Raw genomic sequence first — 24,889 nt, 5'->3', positions numbered from 1 at the left:
CTTCTTCTCCTCGACCCTTCACCGCCATGCCGATTCCCGCCCTTCCCTCTTTGCAAGAACTAGAGAATGCCGAAGAGTTTCTCGCCCGCCACATCGGCATCGATGCGGCGGACGAGGCGCGCATGCTGCCGGTGATCGGCTCGGAAACGCGGGCAGAGCTCATCGACGGCATCGTGCCCGCGGCCATCCGCCGCGCGAAGCCGATGCGGCTGCCCGCGCCCGTGACCGAAGCCGATGCGCTGGCCGAACTGAAGGCCATCGCGGCGAAGAACAAGGTCTTCAAGAGCTTCATCGGCCAGGGCTACTACGGCACGCACACGCCGGGCGTCATCCTGCGCAACGTGCTCGAGAACCCCGCCTGGTACACGGCCTACACGCCCTACCAGGCCGAAATTTCGCAGGGCCGCATGGAAGCCCTGCTGAACTTCCAGACTATGGTGTGCGACCTCACGGGCATGGCCATCGCCAACGCCTCGATGCTCGACGAAGCCACGGCCGCGGCCGAAGCCATGACGCTCGCCAAGCGCAGCGTCAAGAGCAAGAGCAACGTGTTCCTCGTCTCGGGCGACTGCCATCCACAGACCATCGAAGTCATCAAGACACGCGCCGCGCCGCTGGGCATCGAGGTGAAGGTCAGCACCGTGTCCGAGACGCTGCCGCACCTGATGGCGAGCTGCGAATTTTTCGGCGTACTCGCGCAGTACCCCGCCACCACCGGCCATGTGCACGACCTGCGCCCCCTGGCCGGCCATGCGCACCAGTGCGATGCCGCCTTCTGCGTGGCCGCCGACCTGCTGGCGCTCACCCTGCTCGCGCCCCCCGGCGAATGGGACGCCGACATCGTCTGCGGAACCACGCAGCGCTTCGGCATGCCGCTGTGCAACGGCGGCCCGCACGCGGCCTACCTGGCCTGCCGCGATTCTTTCAAGCGTTCGCTGCCGGGCCGCCTCGTCGGCGTGAGCGTCGACACGCACGGCCAACCCGCCTACCGCCTCGCGCTGCAGACGCGCGAGCAGCACATCCGCCGCGAGAAGGCCACGTCCAACATTTGTACCGCTCAGGTGCTGCCGGCCGTGGTGGCCAGCATGTACGCCGTGTACCACGGACCCGACGGCCTCACGCGCATTGCGCAGCGGGTGGCGGCGCTCACCGCCATCCTGGCCCAAGGCCTCACGCAGATGGGCCGCGAGCCGGTCAACGCATTCGCTTTCGACTCACTCACGATCCGCACCGGCGACGACACGCCGAAGATCATCGAACGCGCCACCGCCGCCGGCGTCAACCTGCGCCAGCGGCTGCAGCAGCACCTGGGCATTTCGCTTGACGAGACCAGCACACGCGCCGACGTCGAAACGCTCTGGGCCTTGTTCGTGCCCACGGGCACGCCGATGCCGCGCTTCGACGACCTTGCCAACACGGCGCCGCGCCTGCCCGAAGACCTGCGCCGCACCAGCGCCTTTCTCACGCACCCGGTGTTCAATACGCACAAGAGCGAAACCGCGATGCTGCGCTATATCCGCAGCCTGTCGGACAAGGACCTGGCGCTCGACCGCAGCATGATCCCGCTCGGCAGCTGCACGATGAAGCTCAACGCGACCAGCGAGATGATCCCGATCACCTGGCCCGAGTTCGCGAACATCCACCCCTTTGCGCCGGCCGAGCAGCTGGTGGGCTACGCCCAGCTCGACGCGCAGCTGCGCGCCTGGCTCTGCGAAGCGACCGGCTACGCGGGCATCAGCCTGCAGCCCAACGCGGGCTCGCAGGGCGAATACGCGGGCCTCCTGGCCATCAAGTCCTTCCATGAAGCCAAGGGCCAGGGTCACCGCAACATCTGCCTCATTCCTTCGTCGGCCCACGGCACCAACCCCGCGAGCGCACAGATGGTGGGCCTGCAGGTGGTGGTCACGGCCTGCGACGTGCAGGGCAACGTCGACATGGACGACCTGAAGCGCGCCTGCGAAAAGCACAGCGACAAGCTTGCGGCCGTGATGATCACCTACCCCAGCACGCACGGCGTGTTCGAAACCCGCGTGAAGGAGCTCTGCGAACTGGTGCACGAACACGGCGGCCGCGTGTACGTGGACGGCGCCAACATGAACGCGCTGGTCGGCGTGGCCGCGCCCGGCGAATTCGGCGGCGACGTGAGCCACCTGAACCTGCACAAGACCTTCTGCATTCCGCACGGCGGCGGCGGCCCGGGCGTGGGCCCGGTCTGCGTGGTCGAAGACCTGGTGCCTTACCTGCCCGGCCATGCCACGGCCGGCATCGCGTCGAACGGTGTCGGCGCGGTTTCCGCGGCGCCGCTCGGCAACGCGGCCGTGCTGCCGATCAGCTGGATGTACTGCCGCATGATGGGCGCCAAGGGCCTGCAGGCCGCGACCGAAATCGCCATCTTGAGCGCCAACTACATCAGCGCGCGCCTCAAGGACCACTACCCCACGCTGTACGCGAGCCCCAACGGCCACGTGGCGCACGAGTGCATCCTGGACCTGCGTCCGCTCAAGGACACGAGCGGCGTCACTGCCGAAGACGTGGCCAAGCGCCTGATCGACTACGGCTTCCATGCGCCGACGCTGAGCTTCCCGGTGCCGGGCACGCTGATGGTCGAGCCGACCGAGAGCGAGCCGCTGGCCGAACTCGACCGCTTCATCGAGGCGATGATCGCGATTCGCGGCGAAATCCGCCGCGTCGAGGAAGGTGTCTGGCCGAAGGAAGACAACCCGCTGAAGCACGCGCCGCACACCGCGGCCAGCCTGCTCGGCACGGAATGGTCGCATCCGTATTCGCGCGAACTCGGCGCGTTCCCGCTGGCTGAGCTCAAGCAGGCCAAGTACTGGCCGCCCATCGGCCGCGTCGACAACGTGTACGGCGACCGCAACCTGTTCTGCAGCTGCGTGCCCGTGGGCGATTACCAGGAAACCGAAGAGGCCTGACGGTACGGGCGCAGCGCCCTTCTTCGCTCAGCCCTCGCGGCGATAGGTCGCCCATTTCACCGTGAGGATGTCCGCGGCGATCTTCGCGGCGTTGACGCCCGCGTAAGTTTCGGACGGGTCGAATTCAAACGCTTCCTGGTACTGCTTGATGTGCGCGTAGTCCCGGTCGAAGGTCATCGGACCCATGAGCTCGGCGGGGTCGGTGCCGGCGGGAAGCGCCAGAAACTTCTCGGGATCGGTAGCACTCTGGTAGAGGTCGACGCTCATCAGGTTCATACGGTGGTCCTCGAAATTCTTTGAGGGCAAATCATCCACGGCATCCGCAGCGCGCGCAATCGGCCCGCGCCTACACGGCAAAGCGGGTCAGCGCTGCTGCTGCTTCTTCTTCGCCATGTCACCCGTGGCGATCTGCTCACGGAAACCGCGCAGGCTGGCCTTCAGCCTGCGCTCGTTCTCGGGCCCCATGCGAACCATGATCTTCTGGCCGGACGAGAGCGACTCGAGCTGCGGATCGGCGTACTCGTAGCGCACCCACGGCCGCTGCGACGACACATTGCCTTTCACCTCGACGAGGCGAACCGCGATCGGACCGGTGGGTTCGGGCGCCTGCAGCAGGTGGCCGATCACCACGATGAGCCGGTCGTTGAAGTAGCGCCCCGGATAGCCGAGCTCTTCGTAGGATTTCTGGAACAGCGGATAGAGCTGAGCATAGGTCTTGGCCGCCTTGGCCGGATTGATCGATTCGGCAAGCTGCACGATGGGGGTGTAGCGCGCGGCATTGCTGGCCGCAATGGTCTGCGCGCCGCCCTTTCCGTCGGTGGTGAAACGCTGCTTGGTGGGCTGCACCGGCCAGATGCTGGCGGGCGCCTGCTCGCGCGCCAGGTTGTCGACCGTGGCCACGGAGCGGCGGATGATGCCCTCGAACTGCAGAAAATCGGCCACGTTCTTGCTGCCCATCAGGTCGACCAGCGCCTTCATCACGCGCGTATCGGAATCCGCGACCGCGGGCAGACCCGAGGCCGGCAGCGCAATCGCATCGATCGGGTTCTGCGGCTCCAGCAATTCCGGCGCCGGAGGCGGCGCGGGCGCGGGGCCGTCGTTCGGCGCGGCGGCGACGGGTGCAGCAGGCTCCACGTGCATCCGTTGCTGCTGCTGGTACCAGCGCCAGCCGAGGAATGCGGCCGCAAGCGCCAGCAGCACGATGACAACGACGGTTCCCGCCGACGACTCGCCGCGCGGCTTGTACGAGGGGGCGTCGCGCAGCTCAGGCACTTCGCGGATTTCGGGCGTGTCTCTGTCGGACATGTGGGCGGTTTCCTTTTGAGAGGATTTGCGGTGGAGAAACGAATCACCATGGTGCACCAACAAAGCCGCACCACGGCCGCGTCCTCGTAACGCCCTGTGACGCGCCGAGCGCGCGAAAAGTTCAGCCTCTAAGGCGCGGTTGCGGACGTTTCCAGCGATTGCAGCCACGCCACCGAACCCTGCAGCTCGGCGGGGCGAATCTCATGTCCGCCCGGAAAATCGGCCCCGGAGAGCGCGAGCGGCAGGCCGCGGGCGAGTTCGCGCGTGGCTTGCGCCGCGCTGGGTGGAATCACGTTGTCGGCGCTGCCATGGCTCACCCACAGCGCCTTGCCTTCGAACGCTTCCGGCGGCGCGACGTGCGGCACCACCTGCGGCAGCAGCCGGCTGTGCCACACCATCGCGGCGCGCAGCTTCGCAGGCTGCGTCAGCAACAACGACAGCGCCATGATGCCGCCCTGGCTGAAGCCGCCGACCACCACCCGCTCCGGCGGCACGCCCAGCTGCTGCGCCGCCGAGGCGATCATCTCGCCGACCAGGAAGCGGCTTTCGCGCTCCTGTTCTTCGTGGATGCGCCGCTCGCCGCCGGGCAGCACCTGGAATTCGAACCACGCGTATGCATCGGGCGACAGCACATACGGCGCGCGCAGGCTCAGGACGTGAAACTGCGGCGGCATGAGCCGCGCGAGTCCGAACAGATCTTGCTCGTTGCTACCGACGCCGTGCATCAGCACCAACAGCCATGGCTCGCGCACGCCGGGACCGGAAGGCTGCTCGAGAAACTTGAAGGGCAGATGGAGTTGCGGCATGAGGCGTCAGACGGAAAGATGAAAACCTTGCGCCAATGCGCGCGTGATCTCGGCGGCCGGCAGTTCGCGGCAGCCCGTTGCGTTCTGGCCCGACCACAGCGGAGAAAAGTCGCTGCTGCCCTGCGCCTCGGCTTTGGCGCGCAGCGGCGCAATGCCTGAAGTGGCGAGCGGAAATTCGGGCGCCGCCGCACCGATCGGCCCCAGGTCGCGCATCACGCGGTTCACGATGCCGCGCGCCGGCCGTCCGGTGAAGAGATTGGTCAACGCCGTATGGCGCGCGGCATCGCTCTTCAGCGCCGCGCGGTGCACGGCGCTGGTGACGGCTTCGGGCGCCAGCATGTAGGCGGTGCCAACCTGCACGCCCGCGGCCCCCAGCGCCATCGCCGCGGCCACGCCGTTCGCATCGGCGATGCCGCCAGCCGCGATCACCGGCACCTTCACGGCACGCACCAATTGCGGCAGCAACGCGAAGGTGCCGAGCTGCGCCGTGAGGTCGTGCGAGAGAAAGTGGCCGCGATGGCCGCCCGCCTCCAGCCCTTGGGCAATGACCGCGTCGACGCCGTGCGCCTCGAGCCACAGCGCTTCGTCGACCGTGGTCGCCGATGCCAGGATCTTCGAGCCCCATCCACGCACCTGCGCCAGCAGCGGCTCGGGCGGCAGCCCGAAATGAAAACTCACCACCGGCGGACGGAACTCGGCCAGCACCTCGGCCACCTCGGCGCTGAAGGGGTTGCGGCCCGGGCCGGTGGGTATGGCGGCCGCATCGATGCCGTACTCGCGGTAGTACGGCGCCAATGCGTTGCACCATACCGATTCGCGTTCGGCGCTCGGCTGCGGCGACACATGGCAGAAGAAATTGAGGTTGTAGGGTTTGCCGGTGCCCGCGCGAATGGCGGCCACTTCGCTTCGGATGGCATCGTTGCTCAGCATCGCGCACGGCAGCGAGCCGAGCCCGCCTGCATTGCCGACCGCGATGGCCATTGCGCTGCCCTGAATGCCGGCCATCGGGGCCTGGATCAACGGAAGTTCCGTCCCGAGAATTTGCTGCAGCTGCGTGGTCATTCGAAAGCGCTCCTTGTTTTTCAGGTGTCGTCGGATAGCGCCATTCTCCCGTCAAGCGCGAACTGCGGCGGCGGCGGGGTCATCACCGCGGCAGCGCCGCCGTGCGAGATCGACAGCGGCGGGATCGCGGCCAGGTCGGCTCAGGGCTGCCGGGCCATGACCGGCTGTGGGTACCTGGAGGGATGCTCGGGCTGCCCCTCGGGGCTCAATCTTGCCCTTGCAAAGCATTCGACCTCTGCGGGCAAGGCGACTCCCGACTGGGCCGAGCGGGTCCATATGTGCGCAGTGATGTCCACCGCGCCGGGGTTGTCGAAACAGCCGCGCGAGATTGCCCGAAGGTCGGGCCAACGTTCAAAGGCGAGGCCGATGGTCGTTCCGCAAGTGGGACAAAACTCGGCGTAGACCTTTCTGCCGCTCTCATCGGACGTGTGCTCGTACGTGCGTACCTCGCCGGCGTTGAACTCGACCGCCTCGATGGGGAACACGGAGTTGGCATAGAACGAGGAGCCGGTCATCCGTTGGCAGAACGTGCAGTGGCAGACAAGCGTTCGAAGCGGCGCCTGATGGGCACGGAACCTGACCGCTCCGCAGAGGCAGCCACCTTCAAGAACAAGCGACATGGGGCAACTCCGGTTCGACTGTGCTTCGAGCTGATTTACGGCCGACTGTAGCCCGTCTTATAGCGGGGGCGATGAGCCCCAAGCGGCCGGTCAGACCTTGAACACGCTCACCGCCTGAACCAGGCTGCCAGCCTGTTCCTGCAAGGAGCCCGCGGCCGCGGCGGCCTGTTCCACCAGCGCGGCGTTCTGCTGCGTGGCCTGGTCCATCTGGCTGATTGCCTGGTTGATCTGCTCGATGCCCGTGGTCTGTTCCTGGCTCGCGGCCATGATCTCGCCCATGATGTCGGTCACCCGGCGCACGCTGGCCACGATCTCCTGCATCGTCTTGCCGGCTTCGGCGACCTGGTCGCTGCCCGCGCCGACCTTGTCGACCGAGTCGTCGATCAGCGTCTTGATTTCCTTGGCCGCACCCGCCGAGCGCTGCGCCAGGTTGCGCACTTCCGAAGCCACCACGGCAAAGCCGCGGCCCTGCTCGCCGGCGCGCGCCGCCTCGACCGCCGCGTTCAGCGCCAGGATGTTGGTCTGGAAGGCGATGCTGTCGATCACGCCGATGATGTCGACGATCTTTTTCGACGACGCATGGATCGAACCCATCGTGTCGACCACCTGCCCGACCACGCTGCCGCCGCGCACGGCCACTTCGGAGGCCGAGACAGCCAGTTGGTTGGCCTGGCGCGCGTTGTCGGCGTTCTGCTTCACGGTGGAGGTGAGTTCGTCCATCGACGCGGCAGTCTGCCCCAGGGAGCTGGCCTGTTCCTCGGTGCGGGAGGACAGGTCGAGGTTGCCCGAGGCTATCTGGCCGCTGGCAGTGGCGATGGTGTCCGTGGACCCGCGGATCTCGGTCACGGTGCCGGCCAGGCTGCGCTGCATCTGGTGCATGGCGTGCAGCAGGCTGCCGTTGTCCTTCGGGCGCAGCCGCACCTCGATGCCGAGGTCGCCCGCGCCGATCTGGCGCACCACCTCGGCGGCGTACCCGGGCTCTCCGCCGAGCTGCCGGTACAGGTTGCGCGCCATGCCCCATGCCATGCCGCCCACCACCACCATGAGCACACCGCCGATGCCCAGCAGGATCACCGTGTTGCGCCAGAAGGCGGTGTCGATGTCGTCGATGTAGTCTCCGAAGCCGACGATCCAGTCCCACGGCTCGAACTTGACGATGGCATAGAGCTTCTGCACTTCTTCCTTGGCCCCCGGGCGGGTGCCGTAGGCCGTGAGCGTGGCGACGGGGTGGCCCGCCAGCGCGGCGCGGTAGCGCTCGCCGGCTTCCTTGCCGCCCTTGGCGTCGACGATGCCCACGCGCTTGGGGTTGGGGTGCACGTAGTTGATGTCGTTGGTGTAGCCGCGCACGAAGAAATAGAGCTCGTCCTTGCGCAGGCTGCCGATAAGCTTTTTCGCTTCTTTCTGCGCCTGGTCGCGCGTGAGTTCGCCCGACTTTTCCTGCTCGTACAGGCGTTCGAGGGAGGCATTCGCCAGCACCACCAGCGTGGAGAGCTGAGCCGTTCTCTCCTTCATCATCGATTGGCGCAGCGTCGAAAGCGACACGGAGGCCAGCACAACCATGCCGAGCAACGCCGCGACACAAAGCAAGAGAATTCGGGTTCGGAGTTTCATGAGGCGCAGCGCACGGCAAGAGAAGTGGAAGTACTTCCGCTTATCGGCAGCGCGGCCGGAAACTTGAGCCCCGCAGGCGTGCTTTACACAGTCTCGCGCCCGAAACAGCGGGTCACGCTTTCGACTGGCGCCGCCGCGCCTTGACCGCCGAAGCCAGTCCTTCGAGCACCGGCACCGTCTGGGCAAAGCCGATGCAGGCATCGGTGATCGAGACTCCGTGCTTCAACGCGACGCCGGGCTTGAGGTCTTGCCGCCCTTCCTCGAGATGGCTCTCGATCATGAGGCCGGTGATGCGCCGCTCGCCGGCCGCGATCTGCGCCGCCACCTCTTCCGCGACGACGATCTGCCGCTGATGCTGCTTGCTGCTGTTGCCGTGCGAGACGTCGATCATCACCTGCGGCCGCAGGCCGTTCGCCAACAGCGCCTCGCAGCTGGCCGCGACATCCGCAGCCGAATAGTTGGGAGCCTTGCCGCCGCGCAGGATCACGTGGCAGTCGTCGTTGCCGCGGGTCTCGAAGATCGCCGCCATGCCCATCTTGGTCATGCCCATGAAGGCATGCGGTGCGCGGGCCGCAAGGATGGCGTCGGCCGCGACCTTGACGCTGCCGTCCGTGCCGTTCTTGAAGCCGACCGGGCAGCTCAGCCCCGATGCCAGCTGCCGATGACTCTGGCTCTCCGTGGTGCGGGCGCCGATGGCACCCCAGGCAATCAGGTCGGCAATGAACTGCGGGCTCAACAGGTCGAGAAACTCGGTGCCCGTCGGCAGGCCCAGGGTCGTCAGTTCGAGCAGCAGGCGCCGCGCGCGCTCCAGCCCTTCGTTGATCGCGAAACTGCCGTCCAGGTGCGGGTCGTTGATGTAGCCCTTCCAGCCCACGGTGGTGCGCGGCTTCTCGAAATAGGCGCGCATCACGATCAGCAGGTCGTCCTGCAGGGAATCGGCGACCGTCTTCAGTCGCTGTGCGTATTCGATGGCCTGGTCGTGGTCATGAATGGAGCATGGGCCGACCACGACCACCAGCCGGTCGTCGCGCCCGTGCAGCACGTCGGCGATGGCCGCGCGGCTGCCTTCGACCAGCGCCAGCGTGTTGTCGCGCACAGGCACGCGCTCCTGCAGCAGCGCGGGGGTGATGAGCGGGCGAACGGCGCCGATCCGCACGTCGTCGATCCGGGTGGTGTCGAGCGTGCTGTCGCGGGAGCCGATTTCGGCGTCGTGGAGGGGGTCGTCGAGACGGGGCATGGTCGTGGATGTGGTTCGAATTGAGCTTCTTCGATTGTCCTCTCCTCTCGAAGGCGCCTGTCACCAGAACGACGTTGACGAAAGCGGCACGCACGGCCACGATGGTGCGTCGTCGCCGAACGCCCAGCCGGGCGACGGACCCACTGAGAGGCCGGGCTCGCTCTGGAATGGGGCCAGGCGCCGTTCAGGGCCTTCAAGGAGTTCTCATGGCTGAAAGCGACAAGGTGTTCTCGGGCTCGATCCCGAAGTTCTACGACACGCTGATGGTCCCGCTGATCTTCGAGGGCTATGCCGCCGACCTGGCGGAGCTTGTCGCCGCCTTCTCTCCTGCCTCGGTACTTGAAACGGCGGCCGGCAGCGGCGCGGTCACGCGGGGGCTGGCGCCAAGACTCGGCGCCGGCAAGCGCTACGTGGTGACCGACCTCAATCAATCCATGCTCGACTATGCCGCCACCCGGCAGAAGCCCGACAGCCGCATCGAATGGCGGCAGGCGGACGCGCTCGACCTGCCGTTCGAAGATGCTTCGTTCGATGTCGTCTGTTGCCAGTTCGGCGCGATGTTCTTCCCCAACCGGGTTGAAGGCTACGCCGAGGCGCGTCGCGTGCTGAAGCCCGGCGGGCACTTTGTCTTCAATGTGTGGGACCGCATCGAAGAGAACGCCTTCGCCGACGACGTCACCAACGCCGTCGCCACGGTGTTTCCACACGACCCTCCGCGATTCCTGGCCCGCACGCCGCACGGCTATCACGACATCGCGCTGATCCGCGAGGAATTGAGCCGCGCAGGGTTTGCCGACATCACGATCGAGACGCGCGAAAAAGTGAGCCGCGCGCCCTCGGCACGCGATGTCGCCACCGCCTATTGCCAGGGAACGCCGCTGCGCAACGAAATCGAGGCGCGCGATGCCAGCTTGCTCCAGCTCGCGACGGACCGCGCGGCAGAGGCGATTGCCAGCCGCCATGGTGGCGAGGGACCGGTGGCCGGCAAGATTCAGGCGCATGTGATCGTGGCGGCGGGATAGCGGGGGCCGACCAAGGGCCCAAGGCCGCCACGACCGAGTCGTTGGAGGCGATTGCAAAACGACGACGGTTCAACGGGGCGAACTGATGAACTGCAACATCGGAGTGGCGTTGTTCCGCAACGTCGGCGCGGGCGTGTCGCGACCTTAAACTGGCCAGGTTCGAACCCGGTCTCTTTCTGACCGCTCGCCCGACTCATTCACAAGGAACACCCTGATCCTTCGCATTCGTTCTGTCCTCATGGCCTGCGCCTTGGGCGCCATGGCGCTGGCCGCCTCCCCACAGGTAAAAATCGGCTTTGTCGGCACGCTGTCGGGACCGGCGGCAGCGCTCGGCCAGGAGCAGTACGACGGCTTCATGCTGGCGGTCCAGCAACGGCAAGGAATGCTCGGCGGCGTGCCTGTGGCGATCATCAAGGAAGACGATCAGCACAACCCCGAGCTCGGTGCGCAACTGGCGCAGAACCTGATCGAGAAAGACAAGGTCAGCTTCATCACCGGCGTGACCTTCTCCGACGTGATGATGGCCATGGCCAAGCCGATGGCCAGATCGGGCATGCTGTTGGTCGGCTCGAATGCCGGCCCGGCGCCGATTGCCGGCAAGCGTTGCAACAGCAAATTCTTCTTCACCTCGTACCAGGACGAGTACCAGGCCGGGATCGTGGGACGGTACGCCGTCGATCAGCGCTACTGGAAGACGCTGTTTCTGGCGCCTGATAGTCCGTCGGGCAAGGAGCAATTGCGAGGCTTCAAGCGTTACTACTCGGGCGAGGTGATCAGCGAAATCCACGTCCGGCCCGACCAGACCGACTACGCGGCAGCGCTGGCGCAAATCAAGCGCGTCGCCCCCGATGCGGTGGTTGCTTTCTTGCCGGGCGACATGGGCGTCAAATTCATCCAGCAGATGAATCGCTCGGGCCTCCTGAACAAGGTGCCCCTGCTGACAATCGGCACGGTCGATGGCACGACACTGCCGCTGCTCGAGGATGCCGCGCTCAATGTGCTGGCAGGCGCGGTCTGGGGCCCCGACCTGCCGAGTCCGACGAGCAAGGCTTTCGTTGCCGCCTTCGAAAAGAAGCACGGGCGCATCCCATCGCAGTACGCTGCGCAAGGTTTCGATGCGGCGCTCTTGATCGACAGCGCGCTGAAGGAAACCAAGGGCGCTGTCGCCGATCGCGACGCTTTGCGCAACGCGCTCGACGCCGCCAACTTTTCTTCGGTGCGCAGTGGCTTCAGGTTTCTGCGCAACGGTTTCCCGGTTCAGGACGGGCACGTCTTCGTTGTTGCGAAGGACGCGCAGGGCCGCGCGTCTCTCAAGCGGATCGCCACGCCGCTGAAGGCGAATCCTGACTGGTACTGGAACGAGTGTCGATAGGGTTGTTGATCTCACCGGTTTGGACTGGCGAACGGCAGACACATGTTTCGTTCAGGGAGCGGCTATACCCCACATGCTCGCCCCGGCTTTCTTCAGTTGGCTGGGCGGCAGCTAACGAGAAGGGATGTCGGTCAGGGCCAGCTTGATGCCGAATCCGGCGAACATGGCGCCCGCCACCCGGTCCAGCCGATGCAGGGCGCTCTGGACGGCGCCGTGTCGGGCCATCCAGCCGGCAGCCAGCGCCCAGCCGCAGTTGAACGGCAAGGAGTTGAGTTTGAACAAGGTGCCCAACAGCACAAAGGTCCATGCCTTGTCGGGCGCATCCGGTGCAATGAATTGCGGCACAAAGGCCAGGAAGAACATCGCCACCTTCGGGTTCAACACATTGGTCCAGAAGCCCCCGAGGAACACAACCACCAAGCTCGCGGCCGGCCGCGACTGCGCCAGGCCGGTCATCTCTGCATGACGCGGCGGTGCTTTGGCCAGCAGCAGTTTGGTGCCGACCCACAGCAGGTACGCGACTCCGATCCACTTCAGCGTGGCGAATGCGGTCGCCGACGTCGCCAGCAGTGCGCTCATGCCCAGCGCGGCTGCGAAGATGTGCACAAAACCACCGGCTGTGATGCCCAGCCCCGCCACGAGGCCGGCCTTGGTTCCGGACCTCAGCGAATGGGTGACGATGTACAGCACGTCCGGCCCGGGCGCGAGGTTCAACAGCCAGCCGGTGGCGATGAAGAGCAACAAGTGTTGCGTGTCAGGCACTGGAAGTCCTCCGAGTTCACCGGCTCTCTGCGCCGTGGGGCATTGCGCAGCACTGCTCTTCGCGTTCTGCGCAGGTCATGTCAGAGGATGCAATACATCCGGTGATCGATCCGGCCAGGCCCATATTCGCCGTAGCCGACGGTGACCATTCCGGAAAGCCATGAATAGCGCTCGTCGGACGTCTCGAACCGGGGCGTTGGACGGATGTATGTTTCGTCGAACGACAATCGCTCGCCCTTGGCCAAACGCGCACGGCCATCCTCCGGGTACCTGAGGAGGCCTTGAGAGTCATAGTGAATGAGAACACCGTCATGGGTGCGCAAGGTGGCGCGAACATCCATGCGGCTGGTTCCGTCGGCACCGAGGTGTACCCAGTCGCCGCCGCCCGGCAGCATTTCGCCCCGGAAGCGGGGGCCTTCGAAGCGTCCGCCCTTCACCACGAAGGTCAAGCGGGTGCCGAGGTGGGTCTTGATCACCTGGCCGAGCTCCAGGTCGATGCTGAGGTCGCACAAATGCTCGACCGGCAGCGCTTCGATCAACGCTCGGTCGAACAATGGCGTCACTGGAGCGGCGATAGGGATTTTTACGTCCGTCATGTCTTGGTCCTCATTTCGCATCGAGTGCTGCTTTCACTTGAGCGAAATCGAAGAAGGTGTCTTTCCTTGTGACAAGTCCGTCGCCGTCCACTTCCACGACATCCAGCGCATGAAATTTTCTGGGTTCCTTGCCGGGGGGCTGGAACGTCAGATCCCAATCGAGTGTCCAGTGCCTGTCGCCGAGAAGAAGGCGGCGTATCTCGACGCCGAAGTTGGGGTAGAGCTCGAACACTCCGGCGAACTCCTTGAGCAGCGCAGCCTTGCCCTTGACCTCTGCGCTGCGGCCATGGGCCTGAAAGGTCGAGTCAGGCGCATGGAGCGCGACAATGGCCTGAGGGTCGTGGGAGAGCCATGCCGCAGCGTAGCGGTCGGCGATGGCGGCAAGATTTGGCTGGATAGCTTCAGACATGTGAAAACCTTTCTCTATCGGCTGGCTCTGTTCGCGGTGCATCGGCTGATTCCGCGGCTCGCGACGGGTGGGTAGACCCCCGCGCGAACACGACAACTATACCTATGATTATCATAGGCACATGAATTGTGAGGAAGAAAATGGCTAAAAAGGCGTCGCCGTCCGTGGCCGACGACACCGTCTGCCCGGTCGCGCTGGCTCAGAAAATCGTCGGTGACCGCTGGACGGTTCTGGTGCTGCGCGAGTTGTTTCTCGGGAGCCATCGCTTCGAGGAGATCCAGGCACAGATAAAAGCCACGCCACAGATGCTGGCGGATCGGCTGAAGAAACTCGAATCAGACGGGATGATTGAACGCCGGCCGTACAGCACAAGGCCGCTGCGCAGCGAATACCACCTCACCCATATGGGTGCCGGGTTTTACCCCGTGTTTCTGGCATTTCGCGCCTGGGGTGAGACTTGGTGCAAGTCCAGCAAGCAAGAGGTGGCCATACGCTACACGCACGTTCCGTGCGGAAAGGATCCGGGATTGGGTCCGATGTGCCAGGCATGCGGTGAGGAGATGCGCAGGGAAGAACTTTCCGCGACGCTGAGCGAGTCGTTCAATGCGGAGCGTCAGGAGCGGAAGGAGGCATTCAAGCGCGGCCCAGCCTGATCGTTGGTCCACTTCGAATCCGCCACACGTCGAGGCGCCCATGCGTCGTGCGAGCAAACGGGCTGCCATTGCATGCTTCGCTCGCCAGCGAAGTGTAGGAAGCTCTTGCTTGCAATCATCGGCGGACCATGCGCATCAACATCCTCGAAACCACGCCGAACGGCTGTCTCGCGATGCGGCACGCTGGCGGCGTTTCATGTTGCAGGCATGCTTCAACAGCGTCCTGCCCTTTACGCTGATCGCGTGGGCCGAACGCAGCGTGGATGCGGGCCTCGCGACCATCCTCAACTCGACTTCGCCTATCTTCATCTTCCTGTTCAGTCTTGGCTTGCAAGGTGCAGAGAAATCTTCACTGCGGCGGCTGGTAGGCTTAGGTGCAGGGCTGGCGGGCATTTGCCCGATCGTGGGTTTCGAAGCGTTGGACGGGCTTGGGGGTTCCTTGCTCGCGCAGCTGGCTCTGGTGGCAGCAGCCGTCTGCTACGCCTGTGCGGCGACGCTCGGACGCGTGTTCAGGGGCCTCGATCCGATGGTGCCTGCCGCAGGCTCGCTGCTCAGCGGCGCGGCGGTTCTGCTGCCCGTCAGCCTGCTAGTCGACAGGCCCTGGACGTTGACCCCTGCTGCCGAGTCGGTGCTCGCAGTGTTGACGCTCGCGGTGCTCTCGACCGCATTGGCCTTCACGATCTACTTCCGGCTCATCCGCACGCTGGGGCCGATGTCGACCTCCGCGCAGGCCTACCTGCGGGTACCGATCGGAGTGGCCATCGGTGTGACGTTCCTTGGCGAACGGCTGGCTCCCACCGCGTGGCTCGGGCTCGCATGCATCCTGGTCGGCGTCACCGCAATGACATTGCCCACCCGCCTGGCCAGGTCGGGGTCGGCATCGATCGATGAGCGGGCAAGGCAAGGACATTGAAATTGGGCGGTGCAGTTGAATGGTTGGCTGCGTCCGACCCTAGCCGGTCGGCGCCTCTCCTAATCCCTACAGGGTTGCCGTTGGGAGTTCATACCGCGCATACGAGGAGCCTCCAATCTGAACGACGCTGTGCAGGGCGAAACCGAAGCCTTCATAAAGATTACGCAGCCCTTGCCGGTCCGCAACGCAGTCCAGGCGCAGGTGAGCACGTCCAAGCTGCCGAGCCCGAGTTCGGGCATATGACAGCAGCGCGGTCGAGACGCCCTTCTTCGCCCATGCGCGGCGTACGGCAAGCTTGTGAACAAAAGCCGAGGTGCCCGGCAGGAGCTCGGGCCAAAAATAGGCGTCCTCCAACTCGAACTTCATGACGCCAGCCAATTGCTCGCCTTGGCGGGCAATGTGGAAGAGACCTTTGCCCACGTCCCGCAGGACGCTTTCGTGGCCAATTTCGGCTGCCGACCAAAGCGGCCGACCATCGCCGGCGAGCCACTCGGCGGCCTCTTGCAGGACGGAGGCAATCATTGGCGCATCGAAGGGGCGCGCTTCGCGGATGTTCATGGATGGCAAGAGTTCATTCAGCGATCGCGGCGAAGGCCCGGTCATGGCCGATTGTTGCCTGAGGCTTGCTCATCCGTCGCGATGGCCAACGTTAGCGCTGAAGCTCGCTGGCGCTGCAAACGCATCTGCTCCGCTTTGTTCAGAGTCTCTGCTGCGTGCTGCGTGCTATGGCTCATAGAGCGAACGCAAGTACGCCAACTCCAGGCAGGAGATCGGCAGCAGCTCACTTGCCAACCGTCGCCAGTTCGCCTTTCTCCAGCGGCGAGTCTTCAAAAGCTTCTACCAGGAAGTCCACCATCACTCGCACCTTCGCACTGAGATGGCGGCGGCTTGCGTAGATGGCCAGGATGTCGATAGGGGGCATGCGGTAGCCAGGCATGACCTCGACCAGCCGCCCGGCCTGTACGTCTTGGCCGATCACGAAACGCGGCTGCCAGATGACGCCGCCACCGGCGAGCGCCGCAGCACGGGCGGTGTCGCCGTTGTTGGCCCGCAAGGCCCAGCGCACGCGCACGGATTCCAGCGTTCCGTTGGGGCCGGCGAACTGCCACTCGTCGGACGTGGCGCCGTACGTGTAGCCCAGGCACAGATGCCGCGCAAGATCCGCCGGGACCTGGGGCATTCCATGGAGGGCAAGGTAATGGGGCGAGGCGCAGACCAGATTCGGCGAGCAGCCCAGGCGGCGCGCGATGTGGTTGCCCGACGTGGTCCGCGAGATCCGGATGGCAAGGTCGTAGCCTTCTTCGACGATGTCGACCACGCGGTCGATGAGCGCGATGTCGAGTTCGACGTCGGGGTACTTCGCCATGAACTTCGGCCACAGCGGCGCCAGCACCAAGCTACCGAAACTCAGTGGCGCGTTGATGCGCAGGCGCCCGCGCGGCTGCAGCGACGCGGTGGTCGCCAGCGCCTCTGTCTCTGCCACTTCCTCGAGGATCGACTTTGCCCGGTCGAACAGTGCCTCGCCGCCTTCCGTGAGCGACAAGCGGCGCGAGGTGCGGTTGATCAACCGCGTGCGCAAGTGCGCTTCCAACTCGTTGACGTAGCGCGTCACGTTGGCCGGAGAGGTGTCCAGCGCGTCGGCCGCCTTGGTGAAGCTGCCCCGCGCCACCACGGTGACGAACACCTCGTACGCACGCAAACGGTCCATCGGGACTGCTCCAATCGTTCAGCAAAGCTGAATGAGTAAACCACTTTCGGGACCTTTTTGAAAGCGAAGCTGAATCATAAATTCGCCTCACCCCCAACCGACCGAAAGGACGTTCCCATGATCGACACCCCTCCCGCCCCCACCCGCCGCGCACTGATCGCCGGCGCAGTCGCTGTTGGCGCTGCTCTGACCATGGGTCGTGCGGCGCACGCCGCACCGGCCGCCGACGCGGTGCCGGGCTTTCGCACGGGCGGCGCGGACGTCAACGGCACCCGCATTCACTACCGCATCGGCGGCAGCGGGCCGGTCGTTGTGCTGCTGCACGGCTACGCCGAGACCGGGCACATGTGGAACCCGCTGATGCCGCTGCTGGCGAGAACACACACCGTGGTCGTGCCCGATCTCCGGGGAGCCGGCAATTCGTCGAAGCCCGAGACCGGCTACGGCAAGAAGAACATGGCCGTCGACATCCATGAGCTCGTCCGGTCGCTCGGCATCCGCAGCGCCAGCATCGTGGGCCACGACATCGGCCTGATGGTGGCCTACGCATACGCCGCGCAGTTCCCTTCGGAGACCAACAAGGTGGTGCTCATGGACGCCTTTCTGCCCGGCATCGGCGAATGGCAGAACGTCTGGCTCCTGCGCGACCTTTGGCATTTCCATTTCCACGGTACGACGCCGCTGGCGCTCGTGAGCGGGCGCGAGCGTATCTATTTCGAGCATTTCTGGAACGACTTTGCGGCCGATCCCAAGCAGTCGGTGCCCGAAGCCGATCGCCGGTTCTACGCCAAAGCCTATGCACAGCCCGGGGGAATGCGTGCCGGCTTCGAGTATTTCAAGGCCTTCGAGCAGGACGCGGCCGAGTTCGCCGAGCTGGGCAAAACGCCCCTGCCCATGCCGATGCTGGTCCTCTCTGGTGAAAAGGCCGGCGGAACCTTCCTGATCGAGCAGGGAAAGATGGTTGCGACCAACGTGCAGGGCGTGATCGTCAAGGGCTCTGGACACTGGCTGATGGAAGAAGCGCCGGCGCAAGTCATCCCGGCGTTGATCAACTTCCTGGGTTAGCGTGAAATGGGCCTCATCATCGAAAGACACTGGCCACCGCCTGCTGTCATGCCGATGGAATGAACAGCAGAACTCGAAGTGCACCAACGTCAAACTAACCAAGGAGAATCAATATGGACCTTCAACTCAATGGCAAGCTGGCCCTGGTGAGTGGCAGCACCGCAGGAATTGGCTATGCGATCGCGCGCACGCTGGCCCAAGAGGGTGCAAGCGTCATCGTCAACGGCAGGTCGCAAACGGCGGTCGATGAAGCGGTGGATCGCATCCGTTCGGAGACGCACGGCACGGTTCTCGGCTATGCCGCGGACCTGAGTCGGGCCGAGGCTGCCGACGAGGCCGTGCGTCGTCACGCCGGCATCGGCATCCTCGTCAACAATCTGGGCATCTTCGAGGCCAAGGCTTTTGAAGATATTCCCGATGAAGATTGGCTGCGTTTCTTCGACGTCAACGTCCTGAGCGGCGTCCGCCTTGCACGCCTGGTATTGCCGGAAATGAGGCGAGTGAATTGGGGAAGGATCATCTTCATTTCGAGTGAGAGCGGGGTGCAGATCCCGACCGAGATGATCCATTACGGTGTGACAAAGACCGCGCAACTCGCGGTCTCGCGCGGGCTTGCGGAATCGGTCGCGGGCACGAACATCACAGTCAACAGCGTACTTCCAGGTCCAACGAAATCGCGTGGCGTCGGCGACTTCGTGGAGGGCATGGCGCGATCGAGCGACAAGAGCTTCGAGCAAGTCGAGGCAGAGTTCTTCGACCATGTTCGACCGACCTCGCTGATCAAGCGCTTCGCCTCGCCACAGGAGGTGGCCTCGCTCGTGGCCTACGTGGCAAGTCCGCTCGCGTCAGCGACCACGGGCGCCGCCCTTCGCGTCGACGGGGGCGTCGTCAAGAGTGCCTTCTGACGAAAGCGCGATGAACAGTCATCGCCGCTCAGATTCGAGATCTGCCGCGCTTGCCCGTGCGAGACCAAGTGAATCAACTTCTGCGAGAGCGGCCTTCGAGTTTGGGATTTCCGCGGCGGCAACGAATGTCTGGTTGTGGGCCATGCGCGGACTATCGCAAGCTGATGCGCCGCACGCTTTATGAAGACAATGACCCGCTCGAAACCGACCATGAAGGGATCAACATGTCAGCCGACGACTGGTGGAAGCACGGAATCGTCTATCAGGTCTATCCGCGTTCGTTCCAGGACAGCGATGGCGATGGCATTGGAGACCTCGACGGAATCCGTGCCCGGCTGGATCATCTGGTCTCGCTCGGTGTCGATGCCGTCTGGATCTCGCCGATCTATCCCTCGCCGATGGCCGACTTCGGGTATGACATCTCCGATTTTTGCGACATCGATCCGCAGTTCGGTACGCTGGCCGGCTTCGATGCGCTGGTGCAGGAGGCCCACGCAAGAGGGCTCAAGCTCATTCTGGACTTCGTGCCCAACCACACGTCGGACCGCCATCCGTGGTTCGTGCAGAGCCGCAGCGCCCGCAGCGATCCGCGGCGTGACTGGTACATCTGGCGCGACCCGGCGCCGGACGGCGGGCCGCCCAACAACTGGCTCAGCAATTTCGGCGGCCCGGCCTGGACCTTCGATCCGGCCACCGGCCAGTACTACGGCCATTCGTTCCTGAAGGAACAGCCCGACCTCAACTGGCGCAACCCCGACGTGCGGGCCGCGATGTACGAGGTGCTGCGCTTCTGGCTGCGGCGCGGCGTCGACGGATTCCGCGTCGATGTGCTCTCCCAGATCATCAAGGACGCGCAGTTCCGCGACAACCCGCCGAACCCGGACTTCGCCGAAGGCCAGGACCCGTTCTTTCGCTGGTTGATGCTCTACAACACAGACCTGCCGGAGGTGCAGCCGATCGTGGCCGAAATGCGCCGGGTGGTCGACGCGTTCAGCGACGCGCGCTCGTCGCGCGTGCTGATCGGCGAGCTCTACCTGCCGCTCACGCGCCTGGTCGCCTACTACGGACTCAATGCCGAAGGTGTGCTCGAAGGCGTGCAACTGCCCTTCAACTTTCAGCTGATCGCGACCGAGTGGCAGGCAGCGCACATCGACCGCTTCGTGCGCGACTACGAAGCCGCCCTGCCCGCCGGCGCCCAGCCGAACTGGGTGCTGGGCAATCACGACAGGTCGCGCATTGTGAGCCGCGTCGGGCCCCGGATGGCGCGGCTCGCGGCCATGCTGCTGCTCACGCTGCGCGGCACGCCAACGCTCTACTACGGCGACGAGATCGGCATGACGGACGTCCCCATTCCCGCCGATGAAGTGCAGGACCCGTTCGAGAAGAACAAGCCCGGTATGGGCCTGGGCCGCGACCCGGAGCGAACACCCATGCAGTGGAGCGCCAGGGAGAACGCGGGCTTCACGACCGGTACGCCGTGGCTGCGCCTGGCAGCCGACTGGCCCACGAACAATGTGGAAGCGCAATCACGCGACGCAGGGTCGATGCTGGCGCTCTACCGGCGCCTCATCGCGTTGCGCCGCGCCGAGCCTGCGCTGAACCGGGGCAGCCATGAAGCGCTCGAGGCCGAGGCCGAGGGCGAGGTGCTCGCCTATGCGCGCAACTGGGAGGGACGGCGGCTCGTGGTGCTGCTCAACTTTGGCGCCACCCCGGCGCCGATCTCGCCGGCACTGATGCCGCGCGAGGCGATCGTGCTGGCATCGACCGACCCGGCGCGGGCCGAGTTCATCGAGGAGCCTCTGGTGCTGGCGCCCTACGAAGGCGTCATTGTCGGCACCGTGAACGACAAGAGTCCGACGACACGATGAGCCATCAAGGCTTGCCGGTCTGGATTTCGATGTAGCTGCGGGCATGCCAGCGCACGCGCACGGGCCACTTGGCGTCTGCAACGGTCTCCGAATTCACGTCCTTGCCGCTGCCGTAGTTGATCTGCCGGTCGGGTCGTTTGTTGAGGGCGATCAGCAGCACGATGCGGCTGCCCGCCGCAAGCCTGCGAGCCGTCACGCGTTCGGCGGTGAACGCAAGCAGCTGGCGCTCGCCGGCCCGAAGAAGCCTGCGGCGCACCCGGTGGCCTGCGTAGCTGGCGCGGAAGTCGTAGGGATCGAACAGCAGTTGGTACTCGCCGCTGTCCGTCTGCTCATAGAGCGAGACGCTGAAGTCAACGTCCTGCCGCGAGGGCGTGATGTCGAACACGCCGCGCAAGCTGCCGAAGATCTCGATGTCCTCTGAGAGCGGCTCACTGACAAAGCTCAAGCCGTTGCGCGTCGGCAGTTGCTTCACGCGCAGCGCGTCCGGCCACGGGATGCGCACGTCACGCCGATCGGCGAGATCGACGGAGAGCCGCGCACTGCCACCGCCTTCGGACGGCGACGCCAACAGGCGGTGCGGGTCGTCGCGCTCGCGGGTGTCGAGGTAGAAGCGCAGTCCGGTGCGCTGCGGCGCGTCCCGCGTCGGCACATGGCGCCACTGGTCCGCACCCATCACCTGGTAGTTGACGCGGTCCATCAGCAGGGAAGGCTTGTTCGCGCCCTTCAGGACGTGGTCGAGCCATTGCAAGCGGAGCTCGGGCAGGTCGACGCGTGCGACGGGGTCCAGCGTGTAGCCGCGCAGCGTCGGCGCGGTGCCGAGCCGGATCGAGGCTGCATCGTAGGGACCGAGCAGCAGCGTCGTGTCGGCTTGTGGCCGATTGCGGCGATGCTCGTCGTGGAAGTAGAGCGCGCCGGCGTCGGCGCCGTAGTAGCCGGCGAAGCTGAGCACCGGGATGTCGATGCGCGCAAACTGCTGCGCCGACGGCAGGAACTTCTGCCAGTAGCGATCGTGGCTGGGGTGCGTCAGCCAGGTGCGAATCAGCCGGCTGCGCTTGCCGATCAGGACGCGGTCGATGTCCCAGTAAGGGCGATTGCCCCGATACCAGCGCGCGTCGAGTGCCTGCCATGTCGCATCCGGGCTGGCGTCTGCGTCAGCCCGAAGCGGCTCGGCATTCGCATGCTCCTGCGCCCAGCGGACCATGGCGTTGCGGAAGATCTGTCCCGCCATCGGGAAGTCGATGCCCGGCGCCATCGGCGCGATGGTGGCGATGGCCTTGAGCGCCGCGGGTCTCAAGCGGGCGGCAGCCCAGGCGGCGTAGCCGGAGTAGCCGTCGCCGATCATGCAGACGCGGCCGTCGCTCCACGCCTGTCGGGCAATCCAGTCGATGACCGCGGCGGCGTCTTCGCCGTCGCGGACGAACGGCCATACGGCGCCGTTGCCGTCGGGCGTGCGTCCGCGCACGTACGCCGTGACGCCGACGTAGCCTTTGGCGGCGCTGCGCTGGGCGTCGTCCTCGGCGGGGTCGAGCGTGAAGCGCAGCAGCGTCGGCAGAGCGTCACTGGTGCGGCCGGGCCGAACCAGGCTCGCATGGATGACACCCCCGCGCACGGGAATCGTGACGTCGCCCTCTGCCACGTAGCGGGCGCGGTTTTCCGCCGCGAACAGTTCGGGCAGCAGCGCACCGAAGCTGCGGCGCGACTGGTACGAATGCCAGGTCCGCACGAGCGCCAGCGCATCGGCCTCCGGGAGGCTGCCCTTCGCGCGCCACAGATCGAAAGCTTGGCGCAGCGGCTCCCTGTACGCCGCCGCTGGGATTTCGAGCCGCGACATGATGGCCTGTGCTTGCAGGTTGTCCAGCGGCGACACCAATTCCTGGAATGCGCGCGCGTAGGCTTCGGCGAAGCCGAGGCGCCCGTCCGCTTCGAGTGCGCGCGCACGCGCATAAATGCCGTCGAGGATCGCGCGTTGGACCAGGTCGTCGAACGGCTTGCCCTGGCGGCGGCTGCGCAGGGATCCGCTGCTGTCGGAGGCTGCACGGTAGGCGCCGCTGACGATCTGCAGGGCGGTCAGGTTGGCCAGGAAGACATCGGTGTCCGCCTCCTGGTACACCGGCAGGATGCGCTCGGCCAGATCTCGCATCAGGTCCGCCGCGGTGGCATCGTCTGGGTCGCGCGGTGGCCGGAAGCCGAAATCCGCCGCCCAAGACCAGGTTGACCACACGGGCAGCGCAAGAACCAGCCGCGTGAGAACGCGGCGCGCACGGCTGAAGGTCGACTCGCGGTGTCTCATGGTCGCTGCTCCTCGGTCGCGGCGCTCGGCGCTTTCACCAGACGCACCACCTGCGTGAACAGCCGGTCGTGCGCTTCTCCGGCCGAGCCTATATGGACAATGCCCGTGTGCGTGAGCTTGCCCAGCACGTCGATGACGAGTTCGAGCGTGTCGTCGTCGAACGCGCCGAAGGCCTCGTCCATCACCAGCCAGGACGGTGCCTGCAGCGCCACGCGGGCGAAGCCCAGGCGCAACTGCTCGTCCATGCTGAGGTCGCTCTCCCAGCGACCCGTCCTGTCGAGCAAGGGTTCCAGGCGCTGGAGGCCCACGCTCGCCAGTGCGGCCACCATGGCTTCCCTCGGGTAGGTCGACGGCTCCATCGCATACGACAGCACTTCGGCCAGCGTGCCGCGGGGAATGTAGGGCGTGCCGCGCGGCATGTAGTGGATCGTCTCGCCGGCGGGCCGGCGCACCGTGCCGGCGCCCCAGGGCCAGAGGCCCGCGAGCGCCCGGAACAGCAAGGTCTTCTCGGTGCCCGGTGTGCCGAGAACCAGGACGCGCTGGCCGCGGTGCACGACGAGCTCCGGGGTGTCCAGCCGGTCGTGGCCGGTCCAGGAACGAACCTCGAGCGCTTCGATCGCGAGCGCCCCGGCTTCGCCCTCCTCGTAGGCAATGCGGCTGCCGCCTGCTTGTGCCTCCAGATCGGACGCCAGCATCCGGCGCAGGTCGGCGACGCGCAGCAGCGTGGCGCGCCAGTCGGCAATGATGCTGAAGTTGTCGACGAACCAGCGCAGCGACGACTGCGCCTGCGTGAAGGCCGCGGCAGCCATCATCAAACCGCCGAACGAAACCTTCCCCGAGAAGTAGAGGGGCGCGGCCACCAGCGTCGGCGCGATGATGGTGACCCAGCCGAAGCCCGCGGTGACCCAGGTCAGGTTGGTCAGCCCGAGCACCACGCGCGATGTGGCGCGCAGGACGTCGCCGAAATGCATGGCGACGCGGCGCTTCTCGTCGGCCTCGCCGCCAGCCAGGGAGATGCCGTCGAGATGCTCGTTGATGCGCGTCAGCGAGAAGCGCAATTCGCCTTCGCGCGCGTAGCGCTCGGCGTTGCGCGAGATCAGGCCGTTGCCGACCCAGTAGGTGACCAGCGAACCGGCGACCGCATAGGCGATGGCCGCCCACAGCATGAAGCCCGGCAGCACGTGGTCCTTGCCGTCGAAGAAAAGGCTGAAGTCCTTGGAGAGGACCCACAGCACGCTCGCAAAGCTGCCGAACAGCATCGCTGCCTGCAACAGGCCTACGCCGAGGGTGACCGACAGATCGCACAGCTTCAGCGTGTCGTCGTGCATGCGCTGGTCGGGGTGGGCCCCCATCGGGCCGCTGGCCTGGAGCCAGAACGCCCGGCGCGGCTGCAGCCACAGCCCCACGAGGTCACTGACCACGGCCTCGCGCAGCTTCAGCTGCAAGGTTTCGGCCAGCCATCTCTGCGCCACGTTCAAGACCAGCAGCGCGCCCGCAATCACCGCAAAAACGCCGACCTGCGTGACGAATTCGCCCAGGTCGCGACGCGAGATCGCATCGTAGAACGGCTTGTTCCAGCTGTTGAGTTCGATCTGCCCGTACGCCGTGAGCGCGACGACCACGACGATTGCGCTCATCAGCGCCACAAGCGTTGTCGCGACCGGGGACAGGCGCAAGGCGCCGAGCAGCTCGCTGACCTGGCGGAAGAAACCGGTCCTTGCAGCCGGCTCGAGGCGGTTCCCGGGCCTCGCG

22 protein-coding genes are annotated in these 24,889 nt (G+C 65.6%); 8 read left to right on the top strand and 14 right to left on the bottom strand.

The window, feature by feature from the left end:
* The first annotated feature begins 26 nt into the window (after positions 1-26).
* On the top strand, positions 27-2,933 hold the full coding sequence (gene gcvP / locus QFZ42_RS06830) for an aminomethyl-transferring glycine dehydrogenase (protein ID WP_307700236.1): 2,907 nt from the start codon (positions 27-29) through the stop codon (positions 2,931-2,933).
* Between the two features lie 27 nt (positions 2,934-2,960).
* Here gcvP and QFZ42_RS06825 read toward each other — a convergent pair whose 3' ends face one another.
* The 7 genes from QFZ42_RS06825 to QFZ42_RS06795 all read right to left on the bottom strand — a co-directional run bounded on the left by QFZ42_RS06825 (position 2,961) and on the right by QFZ42_RS06795 (position 9,574).
* Positions 2,961-3,209, bottom strand: coding sequence for a hypothetical protein (locus tag QFZ42_RS06825; protein WP_307700235.1), 249 nt, complete (start codon positions 3,207-3,209; stop codon positions 2,961-2,963).
* A gap of 87 nt (positions 3,210-3,296) precedes the next feature.
* Entirely contained in the window at positions 3,297-4,238 is a 942-nt protein-coding gene (locus tag QFZ42_RS06820) for a DUF3014 domain-containing protein (protein WP_307700234.1), read from the bottom strand.
* A gap of 128 nt (positions 4,239-4,366) precedes the next feature.
* Entirely contained in the window at positions 4,367-5,044 is a 678-nt protein-coding gene (locus QFZ42_RS06815) for an alpha/beta hydrolase (protein ID WP_307700233.1), read from the bottom strand.
* Positions 5,045-5,050: 6 nt separating this feature from the next.
* Entirely contained in the window at positions 5,051-6,106 is a 1,056-nt protein-coding gene (locus tag QFZ42_RS06810) for an NAD(P)H-dependent flavin oxidoreductase (RefSeq protein ID WP_307700232.1), read from the bottom strand.
* 140 nt (positions 6,107-6,246) lie between these two features.
* Entirely contained in the window at positions 6,247-6,726 is a 480-nt protein-coding gene (locus QFZ42_RS06805) for a GFA family protein (RefSeq protein ID WP_307700231.1), read from the bottom strand.
* Between the two features lie 90 nt (positions 6,727-6,816).
* Positions 6,817-8,337 (bottom strand): methyl-accepting chemotaxis protein, encoded by a 1,521-nt coding sequence (locus tag QFZ42_RS06800; RefSeq protein WP_307700230.1) that lies wholly within the window; start codon positions 8,335-8,337, stop codon positions 6,817-6,819.
* Between the two features lie 112 nt (positions 8,338-8,449).
* Positions 8,450-9,574, bottom strand: coding sequence for a 3-deoxy-7-phosphoheptulonate synthase (locus QFZ42_RS06795; protein ID WP_307700229.1), 1,125 nt, complete (start codon positions 9,572-9,574; stop codon positions 8,450-8,452).
* Positions 9,575-9,780: 206 nt separating this feature from the next.
* Here QFZ42_RS06795 and QFZ42_RS06790 point away from each other — a divergent pair, with 206 nt between their 5' ends.
* Both QFZ42_RS06790 and QFZ42_RS06785 read left to right on the top strand, forming a co-directional pair.
* On the top strand, positions 9,781-10,596 hold the full coding sequence (locus QFZ42_RS06790; RefSeq protein WP_307700228.1) for a class I SAM-dependent methyltransferase: 816 nt from the start codon (positions 9,781-9,783) through the stop codon (positions 10,594-10,596).
* A 238-nt stretch (positions 10,597-10,834) separates the two neighbouring features.
* Positions 10,835-11,968, top strand: coding sequence for an ABC transporter substrate-binding protein (locus tag QFZ42_RS06785; RefSeq protein WP_307700227.1), 1,134 nt, complete (start codon positions 10,835-10,837; stop codon positions 11,966-11,968).
* A gap of 111 nt (positions 11,969-12,079) precedes the next feature.
* Here the strand turns inward: QFZ42_RS06785 and QFZ42_RS06780 are convergent, their stop codons facing one another.
* The 3 genes from QFZ42_RS06780 to QFZ42_RS06770 form a co-directional block, all read right to left on the bottom strand.
* Entirely contained in the window at positions 12,080-12,730 is a 651-nt protein-coding gene (locus QFZ42_RS06780) for a LysE family translocator (protein WP_307700226.1), read from the bottom strand.
* 80 nt (positions 12,731-12,810) lie between these two features.
* Positions 12,811-13,326, bottom strand: a complete 516-nt coding sequence (locus QFZ42_RS06775) for a DUF3237 domain-containing protein (RefSeq protein WP_307700225.1) — start codon at positions 13,324-13,326, stop codon at positions 12,811-12,813.
* A 10-nt stretch (positions 13,327-13,336) separates the two neighbouring features.
* Positions 13,337-13,777 carry a nuclear transport factor 2 family protein gene (locus QFZ42_RS06770; protein WP_307700224.1) on the bottom strand — a complete coding sequence of 147 codons (441 nt, stop codon included), beginning with the start codon at positions 13,775-13,777 and terminating at the stop codon, positions 13,337-13,339.
* Positions 13,778-13,899: 122 nt separating this feature from the next.
* Between QFZ42_RS06770 and QFZ42_RS06765 the strand changes: the two genes are divergently transcribed.
* Positions 13,900-14,388, top strand: coding sequence for a winged helix-turn-helix transcriptional regulator (locus QFZ42_RS06765; protein WP_307700223.1), 489 nt, complete (start codon positions 13,900-13,902; stop codon positions 14,386-14,388).
* A gap of 109 nt (positions 14,389-14,497) precedes the next feature.
* Positions 14,498-15,301, top strand: a complete 804-nt coding sequence (locus QFZ42_RS06760) for a DMT family transporter (RefSeq protein ID WP_307700222.1) — start codon at positions 14,498-14,500, stop codon at positions 15,299-15,301.
* Between the two features lie 66 nt (positions 15,302-15,367).
* Here the strand turns inward: QFZ42_RS06760 and QFZ42_RS06755 are convergent, their stop codons facing one another.
* Positions 15,368-15,859 (bottom strand): GNAT family N-acetyltransferase, encoded by a 492-nt coding sequence (locus tag QFZ42_RS06755; protein WP_307700221.1) that lies wholly within the window; start codon positions 15,857-15,859, stop codon positions 15,368-15,370.
* Positions 15,860-16,082: 223 nt separating this feature from the next.
* Positions 16,083-17,009, bottom strand: a complete 927-nt coding sequence (locus QFZ42_RS06750; protein ID WP_307700220.1) for a LysR family transcriptional regulator — start codon at positions 17,007-17,009, stop codon at positions 16,083-16,085.
* Between the two features lie 117 nt (positions 17,010-17,126).
* Between QFZ42_RS06750 and QFZ42_RS06745 the strand changes: the two genes are divergently transcribed.
* The 3 genes from QFZ42_RS06745 (at position 17,127) to QFZ42_RS06735 (ending at position 20,847) form a co-directional block, all read left to right on the top strand.
* Entirely contained in the window at positions 17,127-18,074 is a 948-nt protein-coding gene (locus tag QFZ42_RS06745; RefSeq protein ID WP_307700219.1) for an alpha/beta fold hydrolase, read from the top strand.
* Between the two features lie 113 nt (positions 18,075-18,187).
* Positions 18,188-18,979, top strand: coding sequence for an SDR family NAD(P)-dependent oxidoreductase (locus QFZ42_RS06740; protein ID WP_307700218.1), 792 nt, complete (start codon positions 18,188-18,190; stop codon positions 18,977-18,979).
* Positions 18,980-19,203: 224 nt separating this feature from the next.
* Positions 19,204-20,847 (top strand): alpha-amylase family glycosyl hydrolase, encoded by a 1,644-nt coding sequence (locus tag QFZ42_RS06735; RefSeq protein WP_307700217.1) that lies wholly within the window; start codon positions 19,204-19,206, stop codon positions 20,845-20,847.
* Positions 20,848-20,851: 4 nt separating this feature from the next.
* Here the strand turns inward: QFZ42_RS06735 and QFZ42_RS06730 are convergent, their stop codons facing one another.
* Positions 20,852-23,137 (bottom strand): CocE/NonD family hydrolase, encoded by a 2,286-nt coding sequence (locus QFZ42_RS06730; RefSeq protein WP_307700216.1) that lies wholly within the window; start codon positions 23,135-23,137, stop codon positions 20,852-20,854.
* Positions 23,134-24,774, bottom strand: coding sequence for an ABC transporter ATP-binding protein/permease (locus QFZ42_RS06725; RefSeq protein ID WP_307700215.1), 1,641 nt, complete (start codon positions 24,772-24,774; stop codon positions 23,134-23,136). Before QFZ42_RS06725 ends, QFZ42_RS06730 begins: the two co-directional genes overlap by 4 nt.
* Positions 24,775-24,889: the final 115 nt, after the last annotated feature.

Source organism: Variovorax paradoxus, assembly GCF_030815855.1.
GTDB classification, from domain to species: Bacteria; Pseudomonadota; Gammaproteobacteria; order Burkholderiales; family Burkholderiaceae_C; genus Variovorax; species Variovorax paradoxus_M.
This window is presented reverse-complemented; position numbering and strand designations above follow the sequence as displayed.

Coding starts and splice junctions, on each gene's coding strand:
- gcvP (WP_307700236.1), top strand. CDS start 27: ATGCCGATTCCCGCCCTTCCCTCTTTGCAAGAACTAGAGAATGCCGAA.
- QFZ42_RS06825 (WP_307700235.1), bottom strand. CDS start 3,209: ATGAACCTGATGAGCGTCGACCTCTACCAGAGTGCTACCGATCCCGAG.
- QFZ42_RS06820 (WP_307700234.1), bottom strand. CDS start 4,238: ATGTCCGACAGAGACACGCCCGAAATCCGCGAAGTGCCTGAGCTGCGC.
- QFZ42_RS06815 (WP_307700233.1), bottom strand. CDS start 5,044: ATGCCGCAACTCCATCTGCCCTTCAAGTTTCTCGAGCAGCCTTCCGGT.
- QFZ42_RS06810 (WP_307700232.1), bottom strand. CDS start 6,106: ATGACCACGCAGCTGCAGCAAATTCTCGGGACGGAACTTCCGTTGATC.
- QFZ42_RS06805 (WP_307700231.1), bottom strand. CDS start 6,726: ATGTCGCTTGTTCTTGAAGGTGGCTGCCTCTGCGGAGCGGTCAGGTTC.
- QFZ42_RS06800 (WP_307700230.1), bottom strand. CDS start 8,337: ATGAAACTCCGAACCCGAATTCTCTTGCTTTGTGTCGCGGCGTTGCTC.
- QFZ42_RS06795 (WP_307700229.1), bottom strand. CDS start 9,574: ATGCCCCGTCTCGACGACCCCCTCCACGACGCCGAAATCGGCTCCCGC.
- QFZ42_RS06790 (WP_307700228.1), top strand. CDS start 9,781: ATGGCTGAAAGCGACAAGGTGTTCTCGGGCTCGATCCCGAAGTTCTAC.
- QFZ42_RS06785 (WP_307700227.1), top strand. CDS start 10,835: ATGGCCTGCGCCTTGGGCGCCATGGCGCTGGCCGCCTCCCCACAGGTA.
- QFZ42_RS06775 (WP_307700225.1), bottom strand. CDS start 13,326: ATGACGGACGTAAAAATCCCTATCGCCGCTCCAGTGACGCCATTGTTC.
- QFZ42_RS06770 (WP_307700224.1), bottom strand. CDS start 13,777: ATGCACCGCGAACAGAGCCAGCCGATAGAGAAAGGTTTTCACATGTCT.
- QFZ42_RS06755 (WP_307700221.1), bottom strand. CDS start 15,859: ATGAACATCCGCGAAGCGCGCCCCTTCGATGCGCCAATGATTGCCTCC.
- QFZ42_RS06750 (WP_307700220.1), bottom strand. CDS start 17,009: ATGGACCGTTTGCGTGCGTACGAGGTGTTCGTCACCGTGGTGGCGCGG.
- QFZ42_RS06745 (WP_307700219.1), top strand. CDS start 17,127: ATGATCGACACCCCTCCCGCCCCCACCCGCCGCGCACTGATCGCCGGC.
- QFZ42_RS06740 (WP_307700218.1), top strand. CDS start 18,188: ATGGACCTTCAACTCAATGGCAAGCTGGCCCTGGTGAGTGGCAGCACC.
- QFZ42_RS06735 (WP_307700217.1), top strand. CDS start 19,204: ATGTCAGCCGACGACTGGTGGAAGCACGGAATCGTCTATCAGGTCTAT.
- QFZ42_RS06730 (WP_307700216.1), bottom strand. CDS start 23,137: ATGAGACACCGCGAGTCGACCTTCAGCCGTGCGCGCCGCGTTCTCACG.
- QFZ42_RS06725 (WP_307700215.1), bottom strand. CDS start 24,774: ATGAGCGCAATCGTCGTGGTCGTCGCGCTCACGGCGTACGGGCAGATC.